General features: G+C 60.1%; 21 protein-coding genes. 9 read left to right on the forward strand and 12 right to left on the reverse strand.

Going from position 1 to position 21,769, the window contains the following annotated elements; translation table 11 throughout:
- Window positions 1-23: 23 nt before the first annotated feature.
- A complete protein-coding gene (locus ABLV54_RS17420) occupies window positions 24-1,190 on the forward strand; it encodes a benzoate/H(+) symporter BenE family transporter (protein WP_348814202.1) in 1,167 nt (388 codons plus the stop codon).
- On the opposite strand, the gene ABLV54_RS17425 is transcribed toward ABLV54_RS17420, so the two are convergent.
- The gene (locus ABLV54_RS17425; RefSeq protein WP_032453100.1) at window positions 1,167-2,036 is read right to left on the reverse strand and encodes an AraC family transcriptional regulator; all 870 of its coding nucleotides are present in this window, start codon (window positions 2,034-2,036) and stop codon (window positions 1,167-1,169) included. The genes ABLV54_RS17420 and ABLV54_RS17425 overlap by 24 nt on opposite strands.
- Before the next feature lie 186 nt (window positions 2,037-2,222).
- Between ABLV54_RS17425 and ABLV54_RS17430 the strand changes: the two genes are divergently transcribed.
- A complete protein-coding gene (locus ABLV54_RS17430) occupies window positions 2,223-3,119 on the forward strand; it encodes a DMT family transporter (RefSeq protein WP_023289904.1) in 897 nt (298 codons plus the stop codon).
- A 47-nt stretch (window positions 3,120-3,166) separates the two neighbouring features.
- Here ABLV54_RS17430 and ABLV54_RS17435 read toward each other — a convergent pair whose 3' ends face one another.
- The 3 genes from ABLV54_RS17435 to tehA all read right to left on the reverse strand — a co-directional run bounded on the left by ABLV54_RS17435 (window position 3,167) and on the right by tehA (window position 5,694).
- Window positions 3,167-3,835 carry a DUF3313 domain-containing protein gene (locus ABLV54_RS17435; protein WP_004202796.1) on the reverse strand — a complete coding sequence of 223 codons (669 nt, stop codon included), beginning with the start codon at window positions 3,833-3,835 and terminating at the stop codon, window positions 3,167-3,169.
- 261 nt (window positions 3,836-4,096) lie between these two features.
- The gene (gene tehB / locus ABLV54_RS17440) at window positions 4,097-4,693 is read right to left on the reverse strand and encodes a tellurite resistance methyltransferase TehB (protein ID WP_086075337.1); all 597 of its coding nucleotides are present in this window, start codon (window positions 4,691-4,693) and stop codon (window positions 4,097-4,099) included.
- Window positions 4,690-5,694, reverse strand: a complete 1,005-nt coding sequence (gene tehA / locus ABLV54_RS17445) for a dicarboxylate transporter/tellurite-resistance protein TehA (protein WP_226564251.1) — start codon at window positions 5,692-5,694, stop codon at window positions 4,690-4,692. Before tehA ends, tehB begins: the two co-directional genes overlap by 4 nt.
- A 111-nt stretch (window positions 5,695-5,805) precedes the next feature.
- Here tehA and ydcK point away from each other — a divergent pair, with 111 nt between their 5' ends.
- The gene (ydcK, locus tag ABLV54_RS17450; RefSeq protein ID WP_101881124.1) at window positions 5,806-6,786 is read left to right on the forward strand and encodes a YdcK family protein; all 981 of its coding nucleotides are present in this window, start codon (window positions 5,806-5,808) and stop codon (window positions 6,784-6,786) included.
- Here the strand turns inward: ydcK and rimL are convergent.
- From rimL to ABLV54_RS17470, 4 genes are all read right to left on the reverse strand, one after another.
- Window positions 6,772-7,350 carry a 50S ribosomal protein L7/L12-serine acetyltransferase gene (rimL, locus tag ABLV54_RS17455; protein WP_032453097.1) on the reverse strand — a complete coding sequence of 193 codons (579 nt, stop codon included), beginning with the start codon at window positions 7,348-7,350 and terminating at the stop codon, window positions 6,772-6,774. The two genes, ydcK and rimL, sit on opposite strands and share 15 nt — an antisense overlap.
- Window positions 7,351-7,402: 52 nt before the next feature.
- A complete protein-coding gene (locus ABLV54_RS17460; RefSeq protein WP_048297636.1) occupies window positions 7,403-9,058 on the reverse strand; it encodes a glucan biosynthesis protein in 1,656 nt (551 codons plus the stop codon).
- 311 nt (window positions 9,059-9,369) lie between these two features.
- Window positions 9,370-10,875, reverse strand: a complete 1,506-nt coding sequence (locus tag ABLV54_RS17465; protein ID WP_072421592.1) for a carboxylesterase/lipase family protein — start codon at window positions 10,873-10,875, stop codon at window positions 9,370-9,372.
- A 41-nt stretch (window positions 10,876-10,916) separates the two neighbouring features.
- Window positions 10,917-12,260 carry a VOC family protein gene (locus ABLV54_RS17470; protein WP_023289911.1) on the reverse strand — a complete coding sequence of 448 codons (1,344 nt, stop codon included), beginning with the start codon at window positions 12,258-12,260 and terminating at the stop codon, window positions 10,917-10,919.
- Window positions 12,261-12,499: 239 nt separating this feature from the next.
- Here ABLV54_RS17470 and pcaH point away from each other — a divergent pair, with 239 nt between their 5' ends.
- From pcaH to ABLV54_RS17490, 4 genes are all read left to right on the forward strand, one after another.
- Window positions 12,500-13,240, forward strand: a complete 741-nt coding sequence (gene pcaH / locus ABLV54_RS17475) for a protocatechuate 3,4-dioxygenase subunit beta (RefSeq protein ID WP_004202816.1) — start codon at window positions 12,500-12,502, stop codon at window positions 13,238-13,240.
- On the forward strand, window positions 13,237-13,857 hold the full coding sequence (gene pcaG, locus ABLV54_RS17480) for a protocatechuate 3,4-dioxygenase subunit alpha (protein ID WP_023289913.1): 621 nt from the start codon (window positions 13,237-13,239) through the stop codon (window positions 13,855-13,857). The genes pcaH and pcaG overlap by 4 nt, the downstream gene beginning before the upstream one ends.
- A 177-nt stretch (window positions 13,858-14,034) precedes the next feature.
- Window positions 14,035-14,958 carry a LysR substrate-binding domain-containing protein gene (locus ABLV54_RS17485; RefSeq protein ID WP_348814203.1) on the forward strand — a complete coding sequence of 308 codons (924 nt, stop codon included), beginning with the start codon at window positions 14,035-14,037 and terminating at the stop codon, window positions 14,956-14,958.
- A gap of 277 nt (window positions 14,959-15,235) precedes the next feature.
- The gene (locus ABLV54_RS17490; protein ID WP_226564470.1) at window positions 15,236-17,608 is read left to right on the forward strand and encodes a membrane-bound PQQ-dependent dehydrogenase, glucose/quinate/shikimate family; all 2,373 of its coding nucleotides are present in this window, start codon (window positions 15,236-15,238) and stop codon (window positions 17,606-17,608) included.
- 68 nt (window positions 17,609-17,676) lie between these two features.
- Here ABLV54_RS17490 and ABLV54_RS17495 read toward each other — a convergent pair whose 3' ends face one another.
- The 3 genes from ABLV54_RS17495 to cybB form a co-directional block, all read right to left on the reverse strand.
- Window positions 17,677-18,795 carry an S-(hydroxymethyl)glutathione dehydrogenase/class III alcohol dehydrogenase gene (locus ABLV54_RS17495; RefSeq protein ID WP_023289916.1) on the reverse strand — a complete coding sequence of 373 codons (1,119 nt, stop codon included), beginning with the start codon at window positions 18,793-18,795 and terminating at the stop codon, window positions 17,677-17,679.
- Between the two features lie 24 nt (window positions 18,796-18,819).
- Entirely contained in the window at window positions 18,820-19,095 is a 276-nt protein-coding gene (locus tag ABLV54_RS17500) for a metal/formaldehyde-sensitive transcriptional repressor (RefSeq protein ID WP_004202822.1), read from the reverse strand.
- Window positions 19,096-19,199: 104 nt separating this feature from the next.
- Complete coding sequence (gene cybB, locus ABLV54_RS17505; RefSeq protein WP_023289917.1) at window positions 19,200-19,727, reverse strand: cytochrome b561; 528 nt, start codon at window positions 19,725-19,727, stop codon at window positions 19,200-19,202.
- 243 nt (window positions 19,728-19,970) lie between these two features.
- Here cybB and ABLV54_RS17510 point away from each other — a divergent pair, with 243 nt between their 5' ends.
- A complete protein-coding gene (locus ABLV54_RS17510; RefSeq protein WP_004202826.1) occupies window positions 19,971-20,339 on the forward strand; it encodes a hypothetical protein in 369 nt (122 codons plus the stop codon).
- 9 nt (window positions 20,340-20,348) lie between these two features.
- Here the strand turns inward: ABLV54_RS17510 and ABLV54_RS17515 are convergent, their stop codons facing one another.
- Complete coding sequence (locus ABLV54_RS17515) at window positions 20,349-20,534, reverse strand: hypothetical protein (RefSeq protein ID WP_004202827.1); 186 nt, start codon at window positions 20,532-20,534, stop codon at window positions 20,349-20,351.
- 221 nt (window positions 20,535-20,755) lie between these two features.
- Here ABLV54_RS17515 and add point away from each other — a divergent pair, with 221 nt between their 5' ends.
- Entirely contained in the window at window positions 20,756-21,757 is a 1,002-nt protein-coding gene (gene add / locus ABLV54_RS17520) for an adenosine deaminase (RefSeq protein ID WP_348814204.1), read from the forward strand.
- Window positions 21,758-21,769 lie beyond the last annotated feature (12 nt).

Here is a 21,769-nt window from a genome sequence, read left to right on the forward strand (position 1 = left end):
GTTATAACGCACAAGAGAAAACTATGCGCTCGTTTACCGTTCCGCTTCCCACCCTGTTCGCCGGCTTCGTCGCCGTGCTGGTGGGCTACGCCAGCTCTGCCGCCATCATCTGGCAGGCTGCCGCTGCCGCCGGCGCCACGCCCGGGCAGATCGCCGGCTGGATGACGGCCCTGGGCCTCGCCATGGGCGTCAGCACCCTCGCGCTGAGCGGCTGGCGAAAAGTGCCGGTGCTCACCGCCTGGTCAACGCCGGGCGCCGCCCTGCTGGTCAGCGGTCTGCAGGGGGTGACCCTCCCTGAGGCGGTGGGGGTATTTATCTTCGCCAATGCGCTGATCGTCCTCTGCGGCGTTACCGGCCTGTTTGCCCGGCTGATGAAAATCATTCCCCATTCGCTGGCCGCCGCGATGCTGGCCGGCATTCTGCTGCGTTTCGGTTTGCAGGCCTTCGCCGGCTTCCAGGATCATCTGCTGCTGTGCGGCGGCATGCTCGCCGCCTGGCTTCTGTGTAAGGCGCTGTGGCCCCGCTTCGCCGTGGTCGCCGCGCTGGTTGCCGGGGCGCTGATTGCCGCGGCCTCCGGGGAGGTGGCCAGCGCCGCTGTGCCGCTGACGTTTGTAGCGCCGGAATGGGTCGCCCCGCAGTTTACCCCGGCGCTGCTGCTCAGCGTCGGCCTGCCGTTCTTCCTCGTGACCATGGCCTCACAGAACGCGCCCGGATTCGCTACCCTGCAGGCATCAGGCTATGCCGTACCGGTCTCCGCGCTGATCGTTGTCTGCGGGGGGCTGGCGCTGCTGCTGGCGCCGTTTGGGGTCTACTCCATCTGTATTGCGGCGATCACCGCCGCCATCTGCCAGAGCCCGGAGGCGCACCCGGATCCGCAGAAGCGTTGGCTGGCGGCCATGGCCGCAGGCGGTTTTTATCTGCTGGCCGGTCTGTTCGGGGGATCGATCACCGCGCTGATGTCGGCCCTGCCGACAGCGTGGATCCAGATGCTGGCCGGCCTGGCGTTGCTCGGCACCATCGGCGGTAGTCTGTTTCAGGCGGTATATCAGGCCAGTGAGCGCGACGCGGCGGTGCTGACCTTTCTGATCACCGCCAGCGGCGTGACGCTGGCGGGAATTGGCTCGGCATTCTGGGGCGTGGTGCTCGGCGGAGTGAGCTACGGCGTGCTATCCGCGCTGCGCCGCCCGTAGCTGGGACGGCGTCAGGCCGGTGGCGGCTTTGACCCGATGGCTGAAATGGCTGGCGGAGCTGAAACCGCAGGCCAGAGCGATCTCGGTGAGCGGCAGCGCGCTGTGGCAGATCAGGTTTTGCGCCTTCGCCATTCGCTGCTGCATCACATATTGATGCGGAGCCATATTCAGCGACTGGCGGAACATACGGGCAAAATGAAATTCACTCAGTCCCGCCTGCTGCGCCAGGTCGGCCAGGGTCAATGGCTGATCGAGGTGAGCGTCGATCCAGGCCAGCACGTGACGCTTCACCCCCGGCGCCAGTCCCCCGGTGACCGAGGGCAAACGCCACTGCACGGTGGAATAGTGCTGGATCAGATGGGTGAGCAATAAACTGCTGGCGGCGCTAAGGGTCAGCTGGTTCGCCGGCTGTCGCCAGTCATTAGCCAGCAAAAACTGACGATACACGGTGGTGATTTTGTCATCGCTGGCGAAGGTTTTCTCCTGCAGGGTGAAGTTCGCCGGGCTGCGATCCCACACCTCCTCCCCGACGCGGCGCAGATGCGCATCGGTACAATAGAGATGGACAAACGACAGATCGCCGCGGATATCCCAGACGCTTTCATCGCCTTTCGGCATCAGGCAAAAGCGATCCGGGCCGCCGCCATTCTTCCAGCCGTGCGGCGTCTTTTGATAGCTTTCATAACCATCGGCGACGTACAGGCTTAAGGTATGATGATCGCTGCGTACCGTTACGGTATCGCAGTTGTTATACCAGGCGGCCAGTTGAATACCGGAATTCAGCTCCACGGTGCCCTTCAGCACCGCGTTCTGTCGCCGTAATGTTTCAAACGTCCCGTAACCCATCGCCTTCACGCATCTGTCCTGTCTGGAAAAACTCTAGTCTAGGGAGACTGCGACGCGGTTTCCAGTCCTCGCCGCCGGCGAAAGACAAATAAGCGCAAGAATTTGCAAGCCGACAACAAGCGGGTGAAAGCCGCAGGTTGCGGCAGGCGGCATACTCCTCCCTTCAACAGGCAGAGGAGAACCAGGGTGAACGCATTACTTTATGCACTCGTTGTCGTTATCTGGGGAACGACGTGGATTGCGATTTTTTTACAGCAGGGGCCGGTGGCGGCACCGGTATCGATTTTCTGGCGTTTCGCCGTGGCCAGCGTCACGATGCTGGCGATTCTGCTCGTCACGCGACGTCTGCGGCCGCTGGGCGCGAAGGACCATCTCTGCTGCCTGCTGCAGGGTTGCTGCGTCTTCTGCTTCAATTTCTGGTGCTTTTATACCGCCGCAGCCTGGATCAACACCGGTCTGGAATCGGTGATCTTTTCCATGGCGGTGCTGTTTAACGCCATCAACAGCTTTCTTTTCTTCCGTCAGCAGCCGCCGGGACGCTTCTGGGCTGCCGCCGCGCTCGGTCTGGCCGGTATCGTCACCCTGTTCTGGGATGACCTGCTGGCCAACGGGCTGAACGCTTCGCTACTGTGGGGGATCGGTCTGAGCGCGCTGGGCACTTACGGCTTTTCGCTGGGCAATATGTTCAGTATTCGTCACCAGCGGCGGGGGCTGGAGACGCTGACCACCAACAGCTGGGCGATGCTGTACGGCACGCTGGTGATGGGCGCCATCGCACTCCTCCGCGGAGATAATTTTATGCCGGAGTGGACCGTCAGCTATCTTGGCGCCCTGCTTTACCTGGCGCTGTTCGGCTCAGTTGTCGCCTTCGGCGCCTATTTCACCCTTGTGGGACGCATCGGCGCCAGCAAAGCCGCCTACAGTACGCTGCTGTTTCCGCTGGTCGCCCTGTCCATCTCCACCGTCTATGAAGGCTATGTATGGCACAGCAACGCCGTTATCGGACTGGCGCTGATCCTGTTGGGTAATCTGGTGATGTTTGCCAAACCGGAACAGCTGCTGCTGCGCCGAAAGCTGGCCTGAAACGGCGGAAGATAAAACAGCGCCGTCGGCAGACGGCGCTGGCGAGATTACCGCTGGGAAGGGTCGAATTTGACGGCGTCGACCGCCATATCATCGATCACCTGCTTCATGGTTTCGATGGTCAGCGGCGTGTTTTCATTAGCCAGGGTTTTTCCTTCCCCTTTACGAACCACTTTGATCACCGGCTTGTTGGTGCTGGCGTCAATCAGTTCAGCTTCAAAATAGAGGTCGGTGTCCATCGTACGATGGCCGGTGGCGGCCTGAGTACCGGCAACAATCATCGCGACCGGAACCACTTCATAGAACTGCAGCCCTTCTTTGCTGGAGTCCACCCCGGTGATCGCCCCGCGGAAAATAAGGCTACGCTTGCCGGCGGTGGTAGCCAGCGGTTTACGCTCGGAAATGGCCTGTTTGAGCTGTTTGTTGGTGTAATTAAGAATATCCTGCAGCGCCTTTTCACCGACCTGGGTCGTCGGCTTCGGTACCGGATAGTACGTTACCGGATGGTAGACGACATTATCGTAATTAGCCGGATTGTAGTTTGGGTCGATCCAGCGCAGCTCCGACTTGCCGGAGGCCGTGGTGGCTTCTTTCAGGTTGGAATAATCTTTTAAAAAGCCCGAATACTGATTCGGCTGCGCCAGTTTGGACGCACAGCCCGTCAACGCTAACATCCCCGCCAGAGCGGCGACTTTAAATAACACGCGAGTACGCATAAAGAGATCCCTGTAAATGCAGTTTTTTCGGCAGACGTTATAGCAGATAAGACCCAGTAGTTTTGTGACAAAATGAGGGCTTCGTCAAGGAAGATATACAAATATTGATGGGATCAACATTACGTTATTAAATAATTACTTAATAGATGAACAGGTCGCCTTTAACCCTCTGTTCAGCGAGGCTTTTCGCGCTGCTTTATCCGATGGGTATTAGCGCAAGGCGGCGCGGTCAATTTCAGCCATTTCACGCGCCGCTGAGGATTATGCGGGCTTGCGCGCCAGCAGCGTGGCGAAGCGCAGTTTGATCCGGTTGCCGCTGGCGTCGGTCCGATGCAGCTCACCGACGTCCTCATTGTATTTCAGTAATTCCCAGCCCCGGTAGTACTCCCGAAGTTCATCGGGTTTAAAAGCAAACGGGAAGCCGACGGTGCAGGGATAGTCCTCGGTGTCCATCGCCGCGACAATCAGGTTATAGCCCCCGGCGGCGGTGCAACGCTGCATATTGCCGATGAGTCCCGGGATAGCGCCGGCCTCAAGAAACATCATCACCACGGTGGAGAGGATCAGATCATACTCGCCGTCAAAGGTCAGGCTGTTGAGGTCTTTCACCGCGGTCTGCAAATTATCCAGCCCTTCGGCGGCGCGAATAGTCTCCAGATTATTGATGCTCATCGCATTTTTATCCCACGCCGTCACCGTGAAGCCGTTCGCCGCCAGATAAAGGCTGTTACGTCCGTTGCCGCAGCCCAGATCCAGCGCCCGCCCCGGCGGCACCATCGTCGCGGCATGCAGCACCTCGGAGTGGGTACGGGTCAGGCCATATTTTTCACTAAAATAGTCCGCGTCACGCGTTGTCATGATCCTTCCTTCTTATTCAGGAGTGTTTCCCGGTCGACCTGTAGCAACAGTTTCCCGCTGACCAACAGCAGCCCTGTGCGCAGCAGCAGCAGGCCGATGACCAGATTGCTAAAAATAAAGAGCGGCAGCGCCAGATGATGAAAAAAGCCGTCCGCCTTCGCCTGGCCCAGATGCAGGCCGGTAGTGGCCAGTGCTGATATACCGAACGAGAAGCTCCAGAAAGAAGCATTGAACGGCTGGCGAAGATACCAGGGCATCAGACGCAGCATAAACAGCAGCTGCAGCAGACCGTAGCCAAACAGCAGCTTAGCAAAGGTATCAGCCTCCCCGCCGTTGACGCTGAGCCAGGCGCTGCAGGCCACCAGCGCAGGCGCCAGCTGGATCCCCAACGACGTGCGCAGCGCGGTCGGCAGTTCGCCTGCGCTGCGCAGCCGATGGAGGATAGCCGGCTCAAGGCTCAGCCAGGAGAAGATCCCGGCGCCAAGGAACACCAGTCCGGCGTCGGTAAACCCCAGCGCGCCGCAGGCCATCGCGCTGATAAAATTATTCGCCACCGTGGGCAGATACAGCCCCGGCGTGGTGGCCTCGCGAGGATGGTTTCCCCGCCACAGGCCGCCGCTTTGCCAGGCGGCATAGGCGAGCTGCAGCGCCACGCCCGGCACAAACAGCCCGATGGCCAGCGGCCGGCACCAGGGTACCAGGCCAATCGATACCAGCAAGGTAGTGGCGGGAAACAGGCTGACGAAGCTGCTGCTGACGGGATGTCGCATCTCCTGCAGCACACTCGCCGGAAAGCGGATCGCCCGGCTGATAAACGCCATGCTGAGCAGGACCCACATCGCCATCGCCAGCGTCACCAGCCCATCACCAATGCTGCGGCTGACCGGCCAGAGGGTGCTGGCGTAACGCCAGGCAAAGCCCATCCCGATGGTGCCGAGCACCATGCCAAAGTAACCCGCCGGCAGGTTCAGCACCTGCCGCGACGTATGCGTTTTGTTCATTTTATTGATGATATCAATTTAATTTGAAGTTGCATTCTAAAGGAACCTTATCCCACGCGCTACGGCGATCTTTGCTATGTTTATGTTAACCATAAGTAATGAGGATCGGGAATGCGTAAATACCGTCTCAGCGAACAGACCCGGCAGTATTGTTACCAGGCAGAGGATGGCAAACAGTGCGTCATCCTGCGCCAGATCGTGGCGCTTATCGATTTCGCTGACGTCAAAGCGGGCAGCGAAGGCGGCTGGGTGGAGGAGGAAAGCGCTCTCAGCCAGCTGGGAGAGTGCTGGATCTACGATGCCAACAGCGTCGTCTTCGCCGGGGCGCGCATCCTCGACGATGCCCGACTCCATGGCCCCTGCGAGGTCAGCCATGGGGCTATCATCAGCGGACGCGCATCCATTCACGCCTCGCAGATCAGCCATCACGCGCAGATTGGTGACAACGTCACGATTAGCCTGAGTACGGTGCGCGGTGACTGTCGCCTCGCCGACGAGGCGCGTCTTCTGCCCCACTGTCAGGTGATTGCCGCCCGCGGGCTGACCGCCGACCGCGACAAAGTGCTGCAGATTTATCAGCGAGCCACCGTCAGCGCGTCGCGCATTCTCCATCAGGCGCAGATCTATGGCGAGGCCTACGTTGAGCACGCTTTTGTCGAACATCGGGCGGAAGTCTTTGACCACGCCAGGCTTGAGGGAAACGAGGAGAATGACGTTTGGGTGTGCGATAACGCGCGGATTTACGGGCATGCCCGTCTGATCGCGGGTCGCGGCGAAGATGCCATTCCCACTGTGCGCTACAGTTCCCAGGTTGCGGAGAATGCGGTGATTGAAGGTAACTGTCTGCTAAAGCACCGGGCGATGGTGGGCGGCGAGGCGCAGCTGCGCGGTGGACCGATTCTGCTTGACGACGACGTGCTGATCCAGGGTCGGGCTGTCATCGTCGGCGATGTGATCGTTGAGCACCAGGTCACGCTTGGGGACGAGGTGCAGATCGCCGCGCGGGAAGGAGAAGCCATTCACCTGCGCGGCCCGAAGACCCTCGACGGCCAGCAGCAGATCACCCGAACGCCGCTGTTAGGCGCCCTGTAGCGCCTCGTCGCGGTCAATAATGCGGGCGTAGATATTCTGATCGTCATAGCTGCCGTTCAGATACTCGGCCTGCCGGAGACAGCCTTCCAGAACAAACCCGTTACGCAACGCCACCTGGTTGCTACGGGTATTCGCCACCCGACATTTGATTACAAACCGGCGCACCAGCCCGCTGCGGGCATAATAGTGGATAAAGGCCTGCAGGGAACGGGACAGATACCCCTGCCCCTGGCAATCTTCATCGATCCAATAGCCAATATAGGCCGTCTTATTCTGCGGCTCGATCTGGTTGAACGACAGAACGCCAATCGGCCGCTTATCGAGAAACAGCAAAAACATTTTGGCGTAATCCCGCTGGTGCAGCATCACGTTACCCTGCACATGGCGGCGGGTCTCCTCTTCGCTGCGCACCTCTCCGGCCCAGCTAAGCGACTGCTGTAGCCAGCGCTGGTTTTTCACCACCAGTTGGTGCAGGTCGCTGACGTAACGCTCATCAATGGCGGTAAGCGTCAGTCCCTCGGTCACCGGGATCGACTCAGGTACTGCTGGAATGTCTGTGGTCATGGGGCTCTCTACGGGCCCGCAGGGGTGCCTGGGGGCCACGGCTGTCACGGGGTTATTTCATGATCCGGTCGTCGACGTAGTTACGTTTATCCGGCGCCGGCGGGAAGTACTGATAGAGCCAGGTTTCGCTGATGGCTTCTCCCTGACAGCGCAGGAACAGACGCATCTCCACCGGGTCGGTCGAGTCGGAGGTCGGATACCAGTCGAAGAGGATCCGGTAGCCATCGAACGGCTCGACGTAGAGGATCTCAATCTGCTTCGCTTCGCCGCTGGAGAGGGTGATCACCGGTTCAATACCGCGCGGCGCGGCCGCTTTCAGATCGCCGCCGACAAAGTCGATGGCAAAACGACGCGCCCACTTGTCCGGGTAGTGTTCCCCCGGCGCCCATCCCTCCGGGAAGCCCCCCATCCCGGTGCGGGTGGCGAGCACACGCGCCAGCGGGGTGCTCACCGGCGGCTGCGCGCTCCAGTAGAGACGGTAGCGGAAGTCCAGTTCGTCGCCCGCCTTCACCGTCTTTTCCGGCTGCCAGAAGCAGACGATGTTATCCAGCGTTTCACCGGTGGTCGGGATCTCCATCAGGCTGACCGCCCCTTTGCCCCACTGGTTACGCGGCTCCACCCACAGGCTGGGACGCTTGTTATACCAGCCCATCACGTCCTGGTAGTGGGAGAAATCGCGGTCCAGCTGCAGCAGACCAAAACCGCGCGGGTTCTTGTCCTGGAAGGCGTTGAACTGCAGCTTCTGCGGGTTGTTCAGCGGCCGGCAGACCCATTCGCCGTTGCCCAGCCACATCGACAGCCGATCGGAGTCGTGGATCTGCGGGTGGATGGTATCGCACATCCGACGCTCGTTGTTGCCGCAGCTGAACATGCTGGTCATCGGCGCGATACCCAGCTGTTTGATATCCTTGCGGGCGTAGAGATGGTTCTCCACGTCCATAATGACCTGGGTATCCTGGCAGTGGATGGTGAACTTGTAGGCGCCAGTGATGCTCGGGCTGTCCAGCAGAGCGTAAACGGTAAATACCGTGGCGTCTCCTTTGACCGTTTCGAACCAGAAAGAGGTGAAATCGGGGAACTCTTCCGGGGTATCGGTAAAGGTATCTACCGCCAGCCCACGGGCCGAGAGGCCGTACTGGTAGGTGCTGTCTACCGCGCGGAAATAGCTGGCGCCGAGAAACGCCACGATATCCCGGCGCGCCAGCTCAGGCGCTTTAAATACCCGGAACCCGGCGAAGCCGAGGTCGGACTGGCCTTCCAGCTGGCGGGTATCCACCCCGGCGTCATTGTACTTGAACAGCTCCGGACGGAAGTGGATCTCGCGCGCCTGCTGGGTGGCGGCGTCTAAAGAGAACATGCGCACGCGGCGACGGAACCCCATCCCGACGTGGAAAAACTGGATATCCAGTTTGCGTTCTTCAATATTGTTCCACAGCGAGTGGTTGGCGTCATACTGGATGCTGTTATAAGCCTGCGGGGTGAGATTGGCCAGCGTCGGCGGCAGATCGCGCGGGGCGCCGCCCCACGGCTGGCGCGCCAGATCGTGAGCCATCGCCTGCAGCACGGCATAATCAAAACGGCGTGTCTGCCCGTCGGCAATGCCCGCGTCTTCAGCAAACGCGGCCTGACTGAATAAGGAAGCGACTCCTGACGTTCCGCATACGGCGGCAACAGCCATGGAAGATTTAAGAAAACGTCTGCGGTTCATGCCTGAGAAAGCGTCCTTCTGCACGGGTGAATTGATTCGCAACGCGTCATCACGCTGCGTGATAATTTCCGCCCACTCTAGACAAAAACGATTAATAATCCAATTGTTGCCAGCAGAAAAACGGTAAAAAAGCCCTGCCTACCAGAACAGGCTGTTTTTTCATCACCGGCGGAGGGAGAGCGCAATATCCAGCCCAGGGCCCGCCTGCAAACAAAGCGGACAGCACTCATCCTGTATCGTCGCCGGGGCGTTTCTTAGCCGCCCGCGGCCTGCAGCAGGGCCCCGCCCCGCTGAGCCGCGACCCATCCCCTTTATTCGAGGGTCACGTGATGCTTCATCACCCGGCGAAACAGCGCCAGCCGGGCGCGCATAAAGCGATTCTCCACTTTAAAGCCGGCACGCTTATGCAGGCCAATGCGCAGCAGACGATCCCGTCCGCGCACGCACGCCGGCCAACGCACCGCGCCGGCAAGCACCTGCTCGCCGCTGGCGACGCGGGCAAACTGGGCCCAGTAGTCAGCGACCTGAGCGGCGAAGGCCAGATCCGCTTCACTGGCATATTGCCGCACCGGGTCGGTGAGCCGCAGGTTATCAAACACGTAGGGCACCTCGTTGCCGTGCCAGGCGCCGTGCGGATAGACATCATGCTCCGCTTCCGCCACATAATCGAACCAGTACCGCCAGCATGGCTGGCCCACGCGCTGCTGGGCCTGCATCACCACATAGCCGAGGGTGGTAAACGCCATATCCCGACAGACTTCCCGCCCCAGCGCTTCATCCCCCTTGACGCCGGGATAGAGGAGTTTGATCAGTCCCAGCCCCAGACGGCGCTCGCGGCGCAGCTTCTGGATCTGCCCGGCGATATCGACGCCAAACACCGCCATCACGCTGGCTTCATCGCTGTTGGAGCCGATCATCACCGGCATCGGATGCTGGCGCCCGGCAAAAAAGGTCTCCAGCATCGGCTGCGGAAGCACCACATCGCCGGCGATGGGCGCTGGCCCGATATTCAGCGGGGCGGTTAGCGACCAGAAGGCCTCCGCCGGGATCGCCCGCAGTTGTTCGGCGCTGGCCTGCGGCAAGGCGAAGCGTTCCGCCAGCAAGCGGCCTTTCTCCAGCGCCTTTTCTCGCGGCAGGTCGGGTAAGGTATACCCGCTCTGAATAATCGCTTTATGGAACAACCCTTTCGCTTTCGGCGAGACCATCAGCGACAGCACGCTGCGCGCCCCGGCGGATTCGCCAAACAGCGTAACGTTTGCGGCGTCGCCGCCGAAGGCGTGAATATTCTCCTGGACCCACTGCAGGGCGGCGATCTGGTCGAGCAGCGCGAAGTTATACAGACGCTCGCCCGCCTCTTCCTCCAGTGCCGGATGGGCGAAAAAGCCAAGATGGCCCAGTCGGTAGTTGACCGTCACCACCACCACGTCGCGGCTGGCCAGCGCCAGGCCATCGTAAGGCGGCAGGCTGCCGGCGCCGATGGTAAACCCGCCGCCGTGCAGCCAGACCATCACCGGCAGCGGCTGCGCTGCGCTGGCGGGGGCCCAGACGTTGAGATAGAGACAGTCTTCGCTGAAGCGGCCGGGATCCCCGCCGCCAAGTTCGCGGCAGTAGTCAATGTCCTGCCAGCTGGCGGCGGAAAAGGCGTCGGCCTGACGCACGCCATGCCAGCGGGCGGGAGGCTGCGGCGCGCGCCAGCGCAGCGGCCCCACGGGCGGCGCGGCGTACGGAATGCCGCGCCAGATATGGATCCCCTGCTCTGCGCTCCCGGCCAGCGTGCCCTGCCGGGTTTTCGCCAACGGTTTCGACGGATGTTGCATAACCTGCTCCCTGTAAGGCTGATGCCAGCAGGGTACTGATTTTACAGCAGACCGCAACGTCGTTTGCTGCGCTCCTCCGCCTGCCGGTACAGTTCAAACTCATCCTGCACCGGGCAGCCCAGCGCCGCCTCAAAGGCTTCGCGGCTGGCATTCCCGTGGCTGCGCGCCTGGGTTTCGTTACCCAGATTGGACTGAAAAATGCCCGCCGCGCTGACCGGTAAAAAATCCTCATAGACGATGGGCTGGGCCACCACCCATCCGCGCTCGATCAGCGGCTGGGGATCGTCGCCCGGGCGAAACGCCTGGCGATGGGCCTCGCCAGCCGGCGTCAGGCGGTAGCGAAACCAGGCCAGCCCCTGCTGACGCAGCAGAAATTCGCTGTCGGGAAATTCGCGGAACACCTCCTGCAGATGCAGCTGGTGGCTGAGATTGTCTTTGCCGGTCCCTGCCGCCTGCAGCAGCCGGTCGTACAGCGCGCGCCCTTTCGGCGTCAGCGCCACGCCGCGCTGCTCAATTTCGCCAAAGCGGGCGCTGTGGGTGCCGCGGTGTTCGCCGGCGAACATCACCGGCTCCTCAAGCGCCTTGAAGCTGGTCTGCCGCAGGAGGATCGGTACCTCCCGGCGCGGCGGACCTTCGATCAGGGCCTTTGGCTCAATACCGCACTCCGGCATCAGGGCCTGCGCGCGGTCAATATCCAGCGTCCGCGGCGTGAGGTGGTTGATATGGCATCCCGGGAAGCAGACCACATCGGCAATCAGGCGATGTTCGCGATGCAGCGCGTGGTAGGTCTCCTCATCGACGGTGGCATGCCGGTGCCAGCGGAAGGTCTCCAGCGCCTCCTGCACAAACTCGCGGGCTTCCGCAGGGGTGAACGCCCCTTCGGCCTCGTGCCGGGCGATCAGCGCCAGGCAGCGGGGAGTGAATATGTTGCGCCGGGCGAGGATCGCCTCGGCCCGCTCGCGCAGAGCGCGGTTTTCGATCAGCTCCAGACGCAGCAGCGAGGTAAAAACCCGAAACGGATTGCGCGCCAGCGCGGCATCGTCGACAGGACGAAACGCCGTGGAGTGAACCGGCACGCCGGCCTGCGAGAGATCGTAATAGCTGACGGGATACATCCCCATAATGGCAAACATGCGACGCAGCGTCGCCAGTTCCTCCGCTGTGCCCACGCGGATCGCCCCGTGGCGCTCAACGTTCAGGCGCGCCAGCTCGTCGGCGTTGGCCAGTTGTTCATGCAGCTTCGGATTATTTTCCAGTACCGCCAGGTTGACGTCAGCCACCAGCTCCAGCAGCGTCCCGTACTGCGGAACTTCCTGCTGGTACATGGCCGACATGGCCTGCGAAAAGTGCTCCCGAATCTCATCAGCCGTGATGGTGTTCGCCATGATGTGTTACCTCCAGTGAATACTTCCTGGAGTGTAGGAAAGCTGCCTCCCGGCGGGGGGAAGAATTTACAAACTGTGATGGCGATAACCTGCTTCCGGTCACGGGCATAGCGCAGAACATAACCGATGGTTATGAAAAACACCCGGTAATTTCACTTTAAATTAACAATACATTTACACACACTGTTTCTGGCGACATTACAACAACATGCCCCTCTACCCTCTATACGGAGTACCCGATGAACGATAAATGGTCCCCGCGCGAGGTTATCCATCGCGATTACAGTAGTCACCCGCCCGCTTACGCCCCGGGCTATAAAACCAGCGTCCTGCGCTCCCCGAAAAACGCCCTGATCTCCCTGCAGAACTCGCTGTCGGAGATCACCGGCCCGGTGTTTAGCCGCGACGACCTGGGTCCGCTGGATAATGACCTTATCCTTAACTATGCCAAAGAAGGCCTGCCGATTGGCGAGCGGATCATTGTGCACGGCTATGTGCGGGATGGCTTCGGCCGACCGATGAAAAACACCCTGGTGGAAGTTTGGCAGGCCAATGCCGGCGGCCGCTATCGACATAAAAAAGATCAGTATCTGGCGCCGATTGACCCGAACTTCGGCGGCTGCGGCCGGGTGCTGACCGACGAGAACGGCTATTACTGTTTTCGCACCATCAAGCCCGGCCCCTACCCCTGGCGCAACCAGGCCAGCGACTGGCGTCCGGCGCATATTCATTTCTCGCTCTCGGGCGACGCCTGGGCCCAGCGCCTGATCACCCAGATGTATTTCGAAGGCGACCCGCTGATCAAGCAGTGCCCGATCGTCAGAACCATTAATAATGACGACGCCGTGCGCACCCTGATCGCCGAGCTGGACATGCACGCCGCCGTGCCGCTGGATTGTCTGGCCTACCGCTTCGACCTTGTTCTGCGCGGCCATCGCGCCACGCTGTTTGAAAATCGCACTCAGGGGGCCGCCCGATGAAAGAGTATCTGCCTGAAACCGCCTCGCAGACCGCGGGACCCTATGTTCATATCGGTCTGGCGCCGGACGCCGCGGGTTTCCATATTTTTGAGAAAAATTTTGGTCCGGTTCTCACCACCGCCGATACCGTCGGAGAACGAATCACCATTGAAGGCCGGGTTATCGACGGCTCCGGAACCCCGGTCCGCGATGTGCTGCTGGAGATCTGGCAGGCCAACGCCGCGGGACGCTATAACCATCCTGACGATCGTCAGCAGCAGAAAGCGGTCGACCCGGGCTTTCGCGGCTGGGGGCGCACCTGCTCTGACTTCACCTCCGGCGTCTGGCGCTTTGAAACCATCAAGCCCGGCGCGGTGGTTGGCCGCGATGGCCGTCTGATGGCGCCGCACGTCAATCTGTGGGTGGTGGCCCGGGGGATCAATATTGGCCTCAATACGCGGATGTATTTCGCCGATGAGCACGAGGCCAACGCCAGCGACCCGGTGCTGAATCTCATCGAGTGGGAGGTGAGACGCAAAACCTTAATCGCTGAGCGCGAAGTTCGCGGTGCGGAAGTGGTCTATCGTTTCGACATTTATCTGCAGGGCGAGAACGAAACCGTCTTTTTCGATATCTAGCGGCCATGCAGACCACCGCCGTCGCCCCGCCCCGCCCGGGCGACGGCGTGTTAAACCATAGGGAAAGATCTTGTAATGTAATCAGCTCAAATGTTAATAATATTTTGCTATCTGGTTATCAAATTTAAACAAGGCCGCTTGTCTCTTTCACCGCTGTGTTTTTAACATCATCTTACTATGGAAAAAAATGGTCTCTTCAGTCAGCGCATTCGCTTGCGCCATCTACACACCTTCGTGGCCGTCGCTCAACAGGGAACGCTGGGGCGCGCGGCTGAAACTTTAAATCTGAGCCAGCCAGCACTTTCAAAAACGCTTAACGAGCTTGAACAGCTGACCGGTACCCGTCTGTTTGAGCGGGGACGTCTGGGGGCGCAGCTGACCCTGGTCGGGGAACAGTTTCTGACTCATGCCGTGAAGGTGCTTGATGCCCTTAACTCGGCGGGTCAGGCGCTGAACCGTAAAGAGGGCCTGAATAACGATATTGTGCGCATCGGCGCGCTGCCTACCGCCGCGCTGGGGATCCTGCCGACGGTGATCGGCCAGTTCCATAAGCAGCAAAAAGATATCACGCTGCAGGTCGCCACCATGAACAACACCATGCTGCTCGCCGGGTTAAAGTCCGGGGAGATCGACATCGGCATCGGACGGATGTCCGATCCGGAGCTGATGAGCGGCCTGCATTACGAACTGCTGTTCCTGGAATCCCTTAAGCTGGTGGTTCGTCCGGGACATCCCCTGCTGCAGGAGACGGTGACCCTCAGTCGGGTGATGGAGTGGCCGGTGGTGGTCTCGCCAAAGGGCACCGTGCCGCGGCAAAACGCCGAAGCGCTGCTCCAGAGCCAGGGGTGTAAAATGCCCGCCGGCTGCATCGAGACTCAGTCCGCTTCCCTGTCGCGCCAGCTAACGGTTGATTTTGACTATGTCTGGTTCGTCCCTTCCGGGGCGGTGAAAGACGATCTTCGCCGTGGCGTACTGACCGCCCTGCCGATTGCCACCCAGGGCGCCGGGGAGCCCATCGGCATTTTAACCCGCGTCGATGCGACGCTGACCCCCGGGACGCACACCCTGCTCAGCGCTATTCGTAAATCAATGCCTGCCTGATCCGCCGCTCCCCCGGCCCGTCGCGGCCGGGGAGCCGACGCCGACTGAGACACATTCAGCAAAATAATCATTTAGTGCGAAATTATTTATTAACATTTGCGCAAATTTCTTTAACAGATCTATCATATCGCGATTTCACCAAATGGTTCATAAGAAATCAAAGAAGGCAATAAATTTGGCTTTATGAAGATGCAAACCGCTTCATTCAAAAATGAAACAAAATAACTTTGTTTCATTTGGTTCGTAATGAGGTGGCTGGTGTGGTTAAGGAGATTTCATGACAACTGGCAACGCGCCGCGCGGATTCCCCCGGATCCTGCAGTGGCTTCTCGCCGGACTGATGCTGATCATCGGTCTGGCTATCGGTATTCTGGGGGCAAAACTGGCTCTCGTCGGCGGCACGCTGTACTTTGCGCTGATGGGCGTGGTGATGGTTATCGCGGCAGTGCTAATTTTCCGTCGCCGCCGCGGCGGGATTTTGCTGTACGCCGTGGCGTTTATCGCCTCAGTGATCTGGGCGATCGGCGACGCTGGCTGGAACTTCTGGCCGCTCTTCTCGCGCCTGTTCGCCCTTGGCGTGCTGGCCTTTCTCGCCGCCCTGGTCTGGCCTTTCCTCGCCAGCCCGCCGGCGAAAAAAGGCCCGGCTTTTGCCATCGCCGCCGTGCTCGCCGTGGCGCTGGCGGGAAGCTTTGGCTGGATGTTTAAATCCGAACCGCTGGTCAGCGCCACGGAAGCGGTACCGGTGAAACCCGTCGCGCCGGGCGAAGAGCAGAAAAACTGGGCGCACTGGGGCAACACCACCCACGGCGACCGCTTCGCCGCTCTCGATCAAATCAACAAGCACAACGTCAACCAGCTGCAGGTAGCCTGGGTGGCGCATACTGGGGATATTCCGCAGAGCAATGGCTCCGGCGCGGAAGATCAGAATACCCCGCTGCAGATTGGCGATACCCTCTACGTCTGTACCCCATACAGCAAAGTGCTGGCGCTGGATGTCGACAGCGGCAAAGAGAAATGGCGCTATGACTCCAAATCCTCTTCGCCTAACTGGCAGCGCTGCCGCGGCTTAGGCTATTACGAAGATAGCCAGGCGCAGACGACGCCAGCGTCAGGCGCCCAGCCTGCCGCCTGCTCCCGTCGTCTGTTCCTGCCGACGATCGATGCCCGCCTGATCGCCATTGATGCCGACACCGGCAAACTGTGCGAGAGCTTCGGCGATCGCGGTATTGTCGACCTCAGCGTCGGAATGGGCGAAGTCAAAGCGGGCTACTATCAACAGACCTCCACCCCGCTGGTCGCGGGCAATGTGGTGGTGGTGGGCGGCCGCGTCGCGGATAACTACTCTACCGGCGAACCGCCGGGGGTGGTCCGCGCGTTTGACGTCCATACCGGTAAACTGGCCTGGGCGTGGGATCCAGGTAATCCGGCGCTGACCGGCGTACCGCCGGAGGGCCAGACCTATACGCGCGGCACGCCGAACGTCTGGTCGGCGATGTCTTACGACGCGAAGCTGAACCTGATCTATCTGCCGACCGGCAACGCTACGCCAGACTTCTTCGGCGGCGAACGAACCGCGCTGGACGACAAATACAGCTCCTCCATCGTCGCTGTGGATGCCGCGACCGGCCAGGTACGCTGGCACTTCCAGACCACCCACCACGACCTGTGGGACTTTGACCTGCCGTCTCAGCCGCTGCTGTACGATCTGCCTGACGGCAAGGGCGTCACCACCCCGGTGCTGGTGCAGACCAGCAAGCAGGGCATGATCTTTATGCTCAATCGCGAAACCGGCGAGCCGGTGGCGAAAGTGGAAGAGCGACCGGTGCCGGTGGGCAACGTCAAAGGCGAGCGCTACTCGCCGACGCAGCCTTACTCGGTGGGAATGCCGATGATCGGCAACCAGACGCTGACCGAGTCCGATATGTGGGGCGCGACGCCTATCGACCTGCTGCTGTGCCGTATCCAGTTCAAAGAGATGCGCCACCAGGGAGTCTTTACCCCGCCGGGGGAAGACCGCTCCCTGCAATTCCCGGGCTCGCTCGGCGGCATGAACTGGGGCAGCGTCTCGGTGGATCCCAACAACAGCCTGATGTTCGTTAACGATATGCGTCTCGGTCTCGCCAACTATATGGTGCCGCGCGAGAAGGTAGCGAAAGACGCCAGCGGCATTGAGATGGGCATCGTGCCGATGGAAGGCACGCCGTTTGGCGCCATGCGCGAACGTTTCCTGTCGCCGCTGGGCATTCCGTGCCAGAAACCGCCTTTCGGCACCATGTCCGCTGTGGATCTGAAAACCGGGAAACTGGTGTGGCAGGTGCCGGTAGGCACCGTAGAGGATACCGGGCCGCTGGGGATCCGCATGCATATGCCGATTCCGATCGGTATGCCGACCCTTGGCGCGTCGCTGGCGACGCAGTCCGGGCTGCTGTTCTTCGCCGGCACCCAGGATTTCTACCTGCGCGCCTTTGATACCGCTAACGGCAAGGAGATCTGGAAATCCCGCCTGCCGGTTGGCAGTCAGTCCGGCCCGATGACCTACGTGTCGCCGAAAACCGGTAAGCAGTACATCATTATCAATGCGGGCGGCGCCCGTCAGTCTCCGGATCGCGGCGATTACATTATCGCCTACGCGCTTCCTGACCATCATTGATTGACCTAAGTAAAAGGGCCCATTCGGGCCCTTTTTTGCGGCTGACGAAACGCCTTGCGCGTTAGCGATTACTGGTCGCCAAAGTGGATCACGGTGCGAATCGATTTGCCTTCATGCATCAGGTCAAAGGCCTCGTTAATTTGCGCCAGCGGCAGGCGATGAGTAATAAACGGGTCGAGGCGAATTTTACCCGCCATCGCGTCTTCCACCATTCCCGGCAGCTGGCTACGGCCTTTCACGCCGCCAAAGGCAGAGCCGCGCCACACCCGGCCAGTCACCAGCTGGAACGGACGGGTCTTGATCTCCTGCCCGGCGCCGGCCACGCCGATAATGACGCTCTCGCCCCAGCCTTTATGGCAGCATTCCAGCGCCGCGCGCATCACATTGACATTACCGATGCACTCGAAGCTGAAATCCACCCCGCCGTCGGTCAGCTCAACGATCACATCCTGAATGGGCTTATCGTAGTCGTTGGGGTTGATAAAGTCGGTAGCCCCCATCTCTTTCGCGAGAGTGAACTTATCGGGGTTAGTATCGACCGCCAGAATCCGCCCGGCTTGCGCCTGCACGGCGCCCTGGATCACCGCCAGGCCGATGCCGCCCAGACCAAAGACCGCGACGGTATCCCCGGGCTTAACCTTCGCCGTGTTATGCACCGCGCCGATGCCGGTGGTCACGCCGCAGCCCAGCAGACACACTTTATCCAGCGGCGCCTGCGGATTGACTTTCGCCAGCGAGATCTCAGCGCAGACCGTGTATTCGCTGAAGGTGCTGGTGCCCATGTAGTGATAAATCGGTTCGCCGTTATACGAGAAACGGGTGGTGCCATCCGGCATCAGCCCTTTGCCCTGGGTGGCGCGCACCGCCTGACAGAGATTGGTTTTACCCGACTTACAGAACTTGCACTCGCCGCATTCGGCGGTATACAGCGGGATGACATGATCGCCCGGCTTAAGACTGGTGACGCCCTCGCCCACTTCCACGACCACGCCGCCGCCTTCATGGCCCAGCACCGCCGGGAAGACGCCTTCGGGATCGTCGCCGGAAAGGGTGAAGGCATCGGTATGGCACACGCCGGTATGGGTGATTTTCACCAGAACTTCGCCTTTTTTCGGCGGCGCGACGTCAATCTCTACGATTTTTAACGGCTGACCGGGGCCAAAGGCCACTGCTGCGCGTGATTTCATAACTGTCTCTTCCTCGTCGTGATGTTATTTTAAATAAGATCGTAGCAGATGACCGACCTCTGCCATTCTCGCGGCCCGCTGGTCCGGGGTGGTGTCGCCGCTGACCAGCTCGTCCTGCAGGTGGATCTCCACCATTTCGCCCATCAGACCGTTTGCCGCCCCGCGAATCGAGGCGATCTGCTGCAGGATAGTCATACAGGGTTCGCCGGACTCCAGCGCGCGTTCAAGGGCTTCAACCTGGCCGCGGATGCGGCGTACGCGGCTGAGGGCCCGTTTTTTATCTTCAGGTGAATGTGGCACGATAACGCCTCCGTATCATATAGGGGGGTATACTATATTTTATTAGCCGCAAAGGCAAAAAAAAACCCGTCGCGGGACGGGGTCTGAATGTTGAAGCGAATGATTCAGCGCTTACGGGGCATCATTCGCAGCAGGGTATTATCTTTCCACCAGTAATGATGGAGCAGCGCGGCGAAGGCATGCAGGCCAATCACAAAGTAACCGGCATTCGCTAACCATTCATGGATCGCTTTCAGGGTGTCCACCCGCTCAAAATCGCTCTGCGGGGCATACGGCATCGTCAGGCCAAAGGCGTACCAGGGATTCCCGCGCCAGTACATCATCACCATGCCGATCAGCGGCAGGGCAATAAACAGCAGATAGATAACCAGATGGCCGAGATGGGCAAAACCGGTCATCATTGGCGACGGCTTCGGCACGATCGGCGGCGTCGGCGTTTTCAGCCGCACCAGCAGACGCGCCGCCATCAGCACGCAAATGGCGATCCCGCAGGAAACATGAATCATATTAATCAGCGGCCGATCGCTGCGGGGGAAAAATCCGCGCAGCTCCATCGCCGCATAGGCCACCACCACCAGCAAAAAGACCAGCCAGTGGATGCCAATCTGCAGGCCGGAATATTTATCGCGCATGGAATATCCTTAATGGAAAGTGTGATGCTGCCAACATAGCGGCCTTCCCTTAAATTTTCATTAACCTTTACGTTGAATTAACAACTGATTACCGCATTCTGCCGAGCCGCTGCGCCCGGGCCACGCGAACGGGCGCCGGATACCATCAGCTATTACAAAATTAAACAGTTTTGTTACCTGCCGCCGCGCTCTCCCCTCTATAGTTGAGAACATCTGTCGGCCACGCTGCGTATGGAGATAAAAATGAAGAAAATCAGCTTACCGCTATTGCTGCTGACCGCGTTGGCCAGCCCGACTTTCGCCGCGGACTGTCAGCCTAACGGCATCGGCGGCTCATTTTGCATAAACGATGACGGGACCACCACCGACACGGTGCCGAATGAAGTCAACGGTATGGATACGTATTCGAACAATGGCGGATACAGCAGTTCTCTGCCCGACCAGTCGGGGGCAGAGGAAGCGCTTGAAGGGTCAACGCTGTCGACGCAGCAGGACAGCGTCGCCAGCAGCGGTCAGGGAGACAGCGCCCTGGCGGGCCGCGACTGGCATTCGCCGTCCAATCTGAATGATGGCGCCGCCACCTCCAGTATGAGCCTGCTGGATAAACCCTGAGGCCTGGCGTCAGGCAAAGCTCCAGCCTGCGGCGCCGATGGCGACGGCGAACAGCAGGCAGGCCAGCGCCGTTTTGCGTAACAGCATGGTATAGAAGGAGATGGCGACGCCAACGAATACCACCAACAGAATGGGCCACATGCTTAATAACAACAGCAGAAAACCCTCAATATTATTATGGATTACGCTTTCCACATCCGCATCCCTGCCTCATCGTCGATAAAGTAAGCAGAATTTAATATGTAACATGAATACATTCAAATAAAATATAAATGTAAATGATTATGCGCCGCATTCTGCTGCGCCGGCCGGGCCTGGCGCAGGCGTTTGTTTCTTTTACCTTTTTTCAATCGTTTTAAAGCGTTAGGTATCTGTTGTATAATGACGTGCACTTTAACTAAAAAAAGAGTGCGACCATGATTGATTCCTCATTGCCATTAACCGACATTCACCGCCACCTTGACGGTAACATCCGGGCCCAAACCATCCTCGATCTTGGCCGCGAGTTTAACATCACCCTTCCCGCTACCACCCTTGACACGCTGCGTCCCCACGTCCAGGTCACCAGCCTGGAGCCCGATCTGGTCAGTTTTCTCGCCAAGCTCGACTGGGGGGTGAAAGTCCTGGCCTCGCTGGAAGCCTGCCGTCGCGTGGCGTATGAGAACGTCGAAGACGCGGCGCGCAATGGCCTGCTCTACGTGGAGCTGCGCTTCTCCCCCCGCTATATGGCGATGACCCACCAGCTGCCGGTCGACGGCGTGGTAGAGGCAGTGATCGCCGGGGTACGTGAGGGGTGCCGCGATTTCCAGGTCGATGCCCGCCTGATCGGCATTTTGAGCCGCACCTTTGGCGAAGCGGCCTGTCAGGAAGAGCTGGCGGCCCTGCTCGCCCACCGCGATGGCATCACCGCCCTCGACCTCGCTGGCGATGAGCTGGGATTCCCGGGGGCGCTGTTCCTCAGTCATTTTAACCAGGCCCGCGATGCCGGGTGGCATATCACCGTCCACGCTGGCGAAGCGGCCGGCCCGGAAAGTATCTGGCAGGCCATCCGTGAACTGGGCGCCGAGCGCATCGGCCATGGGGTAAAAGCGGTACAGGATCCCGCCCTGATGGACTATCTGGCCGAGCACCGCATCGGGATTGAATCCTGCCTCACCTCGAACGTGCAAACCAGCACCGTGCCCTCTCTGGCCCAGCATCCGCTGAAGCAGTTCCTTGAGCACGGCGTGCTGGCGAGCCTCAACACTGACGATCCGGCGGTCCAGGGGGTCGACATTATCCACGAATACACCGTGGCGGCACCGGCGGCGGGGCTGAGCCGGGAGCAGATCCGCCAGGCGCAGATCAACGGACTGACTCAGGCGTTTCTCAGCGAACAGGAAAAAGCTGCGCTCATTCAGCGGGTGGCCAAAGGCTGATTACCGGCCCGG

Origin of the sequence: Klebsiella sp. JB_Kp042, assembly GCF_040065275.1 — a bacterium.
Classification (GTDB): Bacteria; Pseudomonadota; Gammaproteobacteria; order Enterobacterales; family Enterobacteriaceae; genus Klebsiella; species Klebsiella quasipneumoniae.

What these genes read in the sequence shown, in the direction of transcription:
- ABLV54_RS17465 (WP_072421592.1), bottom strand. Translation starts at nt 10,875, where the DNA reads ATGCAACATCCGTCGAAACCGTTGGCGAAAACCCGGCAGGGCACGCTG.
- ABLV54_RS17470 (WP_023289911.1), bottom strand. Translation starts at nt 12,260, where the DNA reads ATGGCGAACACCATCACGGCTGATGAGATTCGGGAGCACTTTTCGCAG.
- cybB (WP_023289917.1), bottom strand. Translation starts at nt 19,727, where the DNA reads ATGCGCGATAAATATTCCGGCCTGCAGATTGGCATCCACTGGCTGGTC.
- ydcK (WP_101881124.1), top strand. Translation starts at nt 5,806, where the DNA reads ATGCGTAAATACCGTCTCAGCGAACAGACCCGGCAGTATTGTTACCAG.
- ABLV54_RS17435 (WP_004202796.1), bottom strand. Translation starts at nt 3,835, where the DNA reads ATGCGTACTCGCGTGTTATTTAAAGTCGCCGCTCTGGCGGGGATGTTA.
- tehB (WP_086075337.1), bottom strand. Translation starts at nt 4,693, where the DNA reads ATGACAACGCGTGACGCGGACTATTTTAGTGAAAAATATGGCCTGACC.
- ABLV54_RS17495 (WP_023289916.1), bottom strand. Translation starts at nt 18,795, where the DNA reads ATGAAATCACGCGCAGCAGTGGCCTTTGGCCCCGGTCAGCCGTTAAAA.
- ABLV54_RS17425 (WP_032453100.1), bottom strand. Translation starts at nt 2,036, where the DNA reads ATGGGTTACGGGACGTTTGAAACATTACGGCGACAGAACGCGGTGCTG.
- add (WP_348814204.1), top strand. Translation starts at nt 20,756, where the DNA reads ATGATTGATTCCTCATTGCCATTAACCGACATTCACCGCCACCTTGAC.
- pcaH (WP_004202816.1), top strand. Translation starts at nt 12,500, where the DNA reads ATGAACGATAAATGGTCCCCGCGCGAGGTTATCCATCGCGATTACAGT.
- ABLV54_RS17490 (WP_226564470.1), top strand. Translation starts at nt 15,236, where the DNA reads ATGACAACTGGCAACGCGCCGCGCGGATTCCCCCGGATCCTGCAGTGG.
- ABLV54_RS17510 (WP_004202826.1), top strand. Translation starts at nt 19,971, where the DNA reads ATGAAGAAAATCAGCTTACCGCTATTGCTGCTGACCGCGTTGGCCAGC.
- ABLV54_RS17420 (WP_348814202.1), top strand. Translation starts at nt 24, where the DNA reads ATGCGCTCGTTTACCGTTCCGCTTCCCACCCTGTTCGCCGGCTTCGTC.
- ABLV54_RS17485 (WP_348814203.1), top strand. Translation starts at nt 14,035, where the DNA reads ATGGAAAAAAATGGTCTCTTCAGTCAGCGCATTCGCTTGCGCCATCTA.
- ABLV54_RS17460 (WP_048297636.1), bottom strand. Translation starts at nt 9,058, where the DNA reads ATGAACCGCAGACGTTTTCTTAAATCTTCCATGGCTGTTGCCGCCGTA.
- tehA (WP_226564251.1), bottom strand. Translation starts at nt 5,694, where the DNA reads ATGAACAAAACGCATACGTCGCGGCAGGTGCTGAACCTGCCGGCGGGT.
- rimL (WP_032453097.1), bottom strand. Translation starts at nt 7,350, where the DNA reads ATGACCACAGACATTCCAGCAGTACCTGAGTCGATCCCGGTGACCGAG.
- pcaG (WP_023289913.1), top strand. Translation starts at nt 13,237, where the DNA reads ATGAAAGAGTATCTGCCTGAAACCGCCTCGCAGACCGCGGGACCCTAT.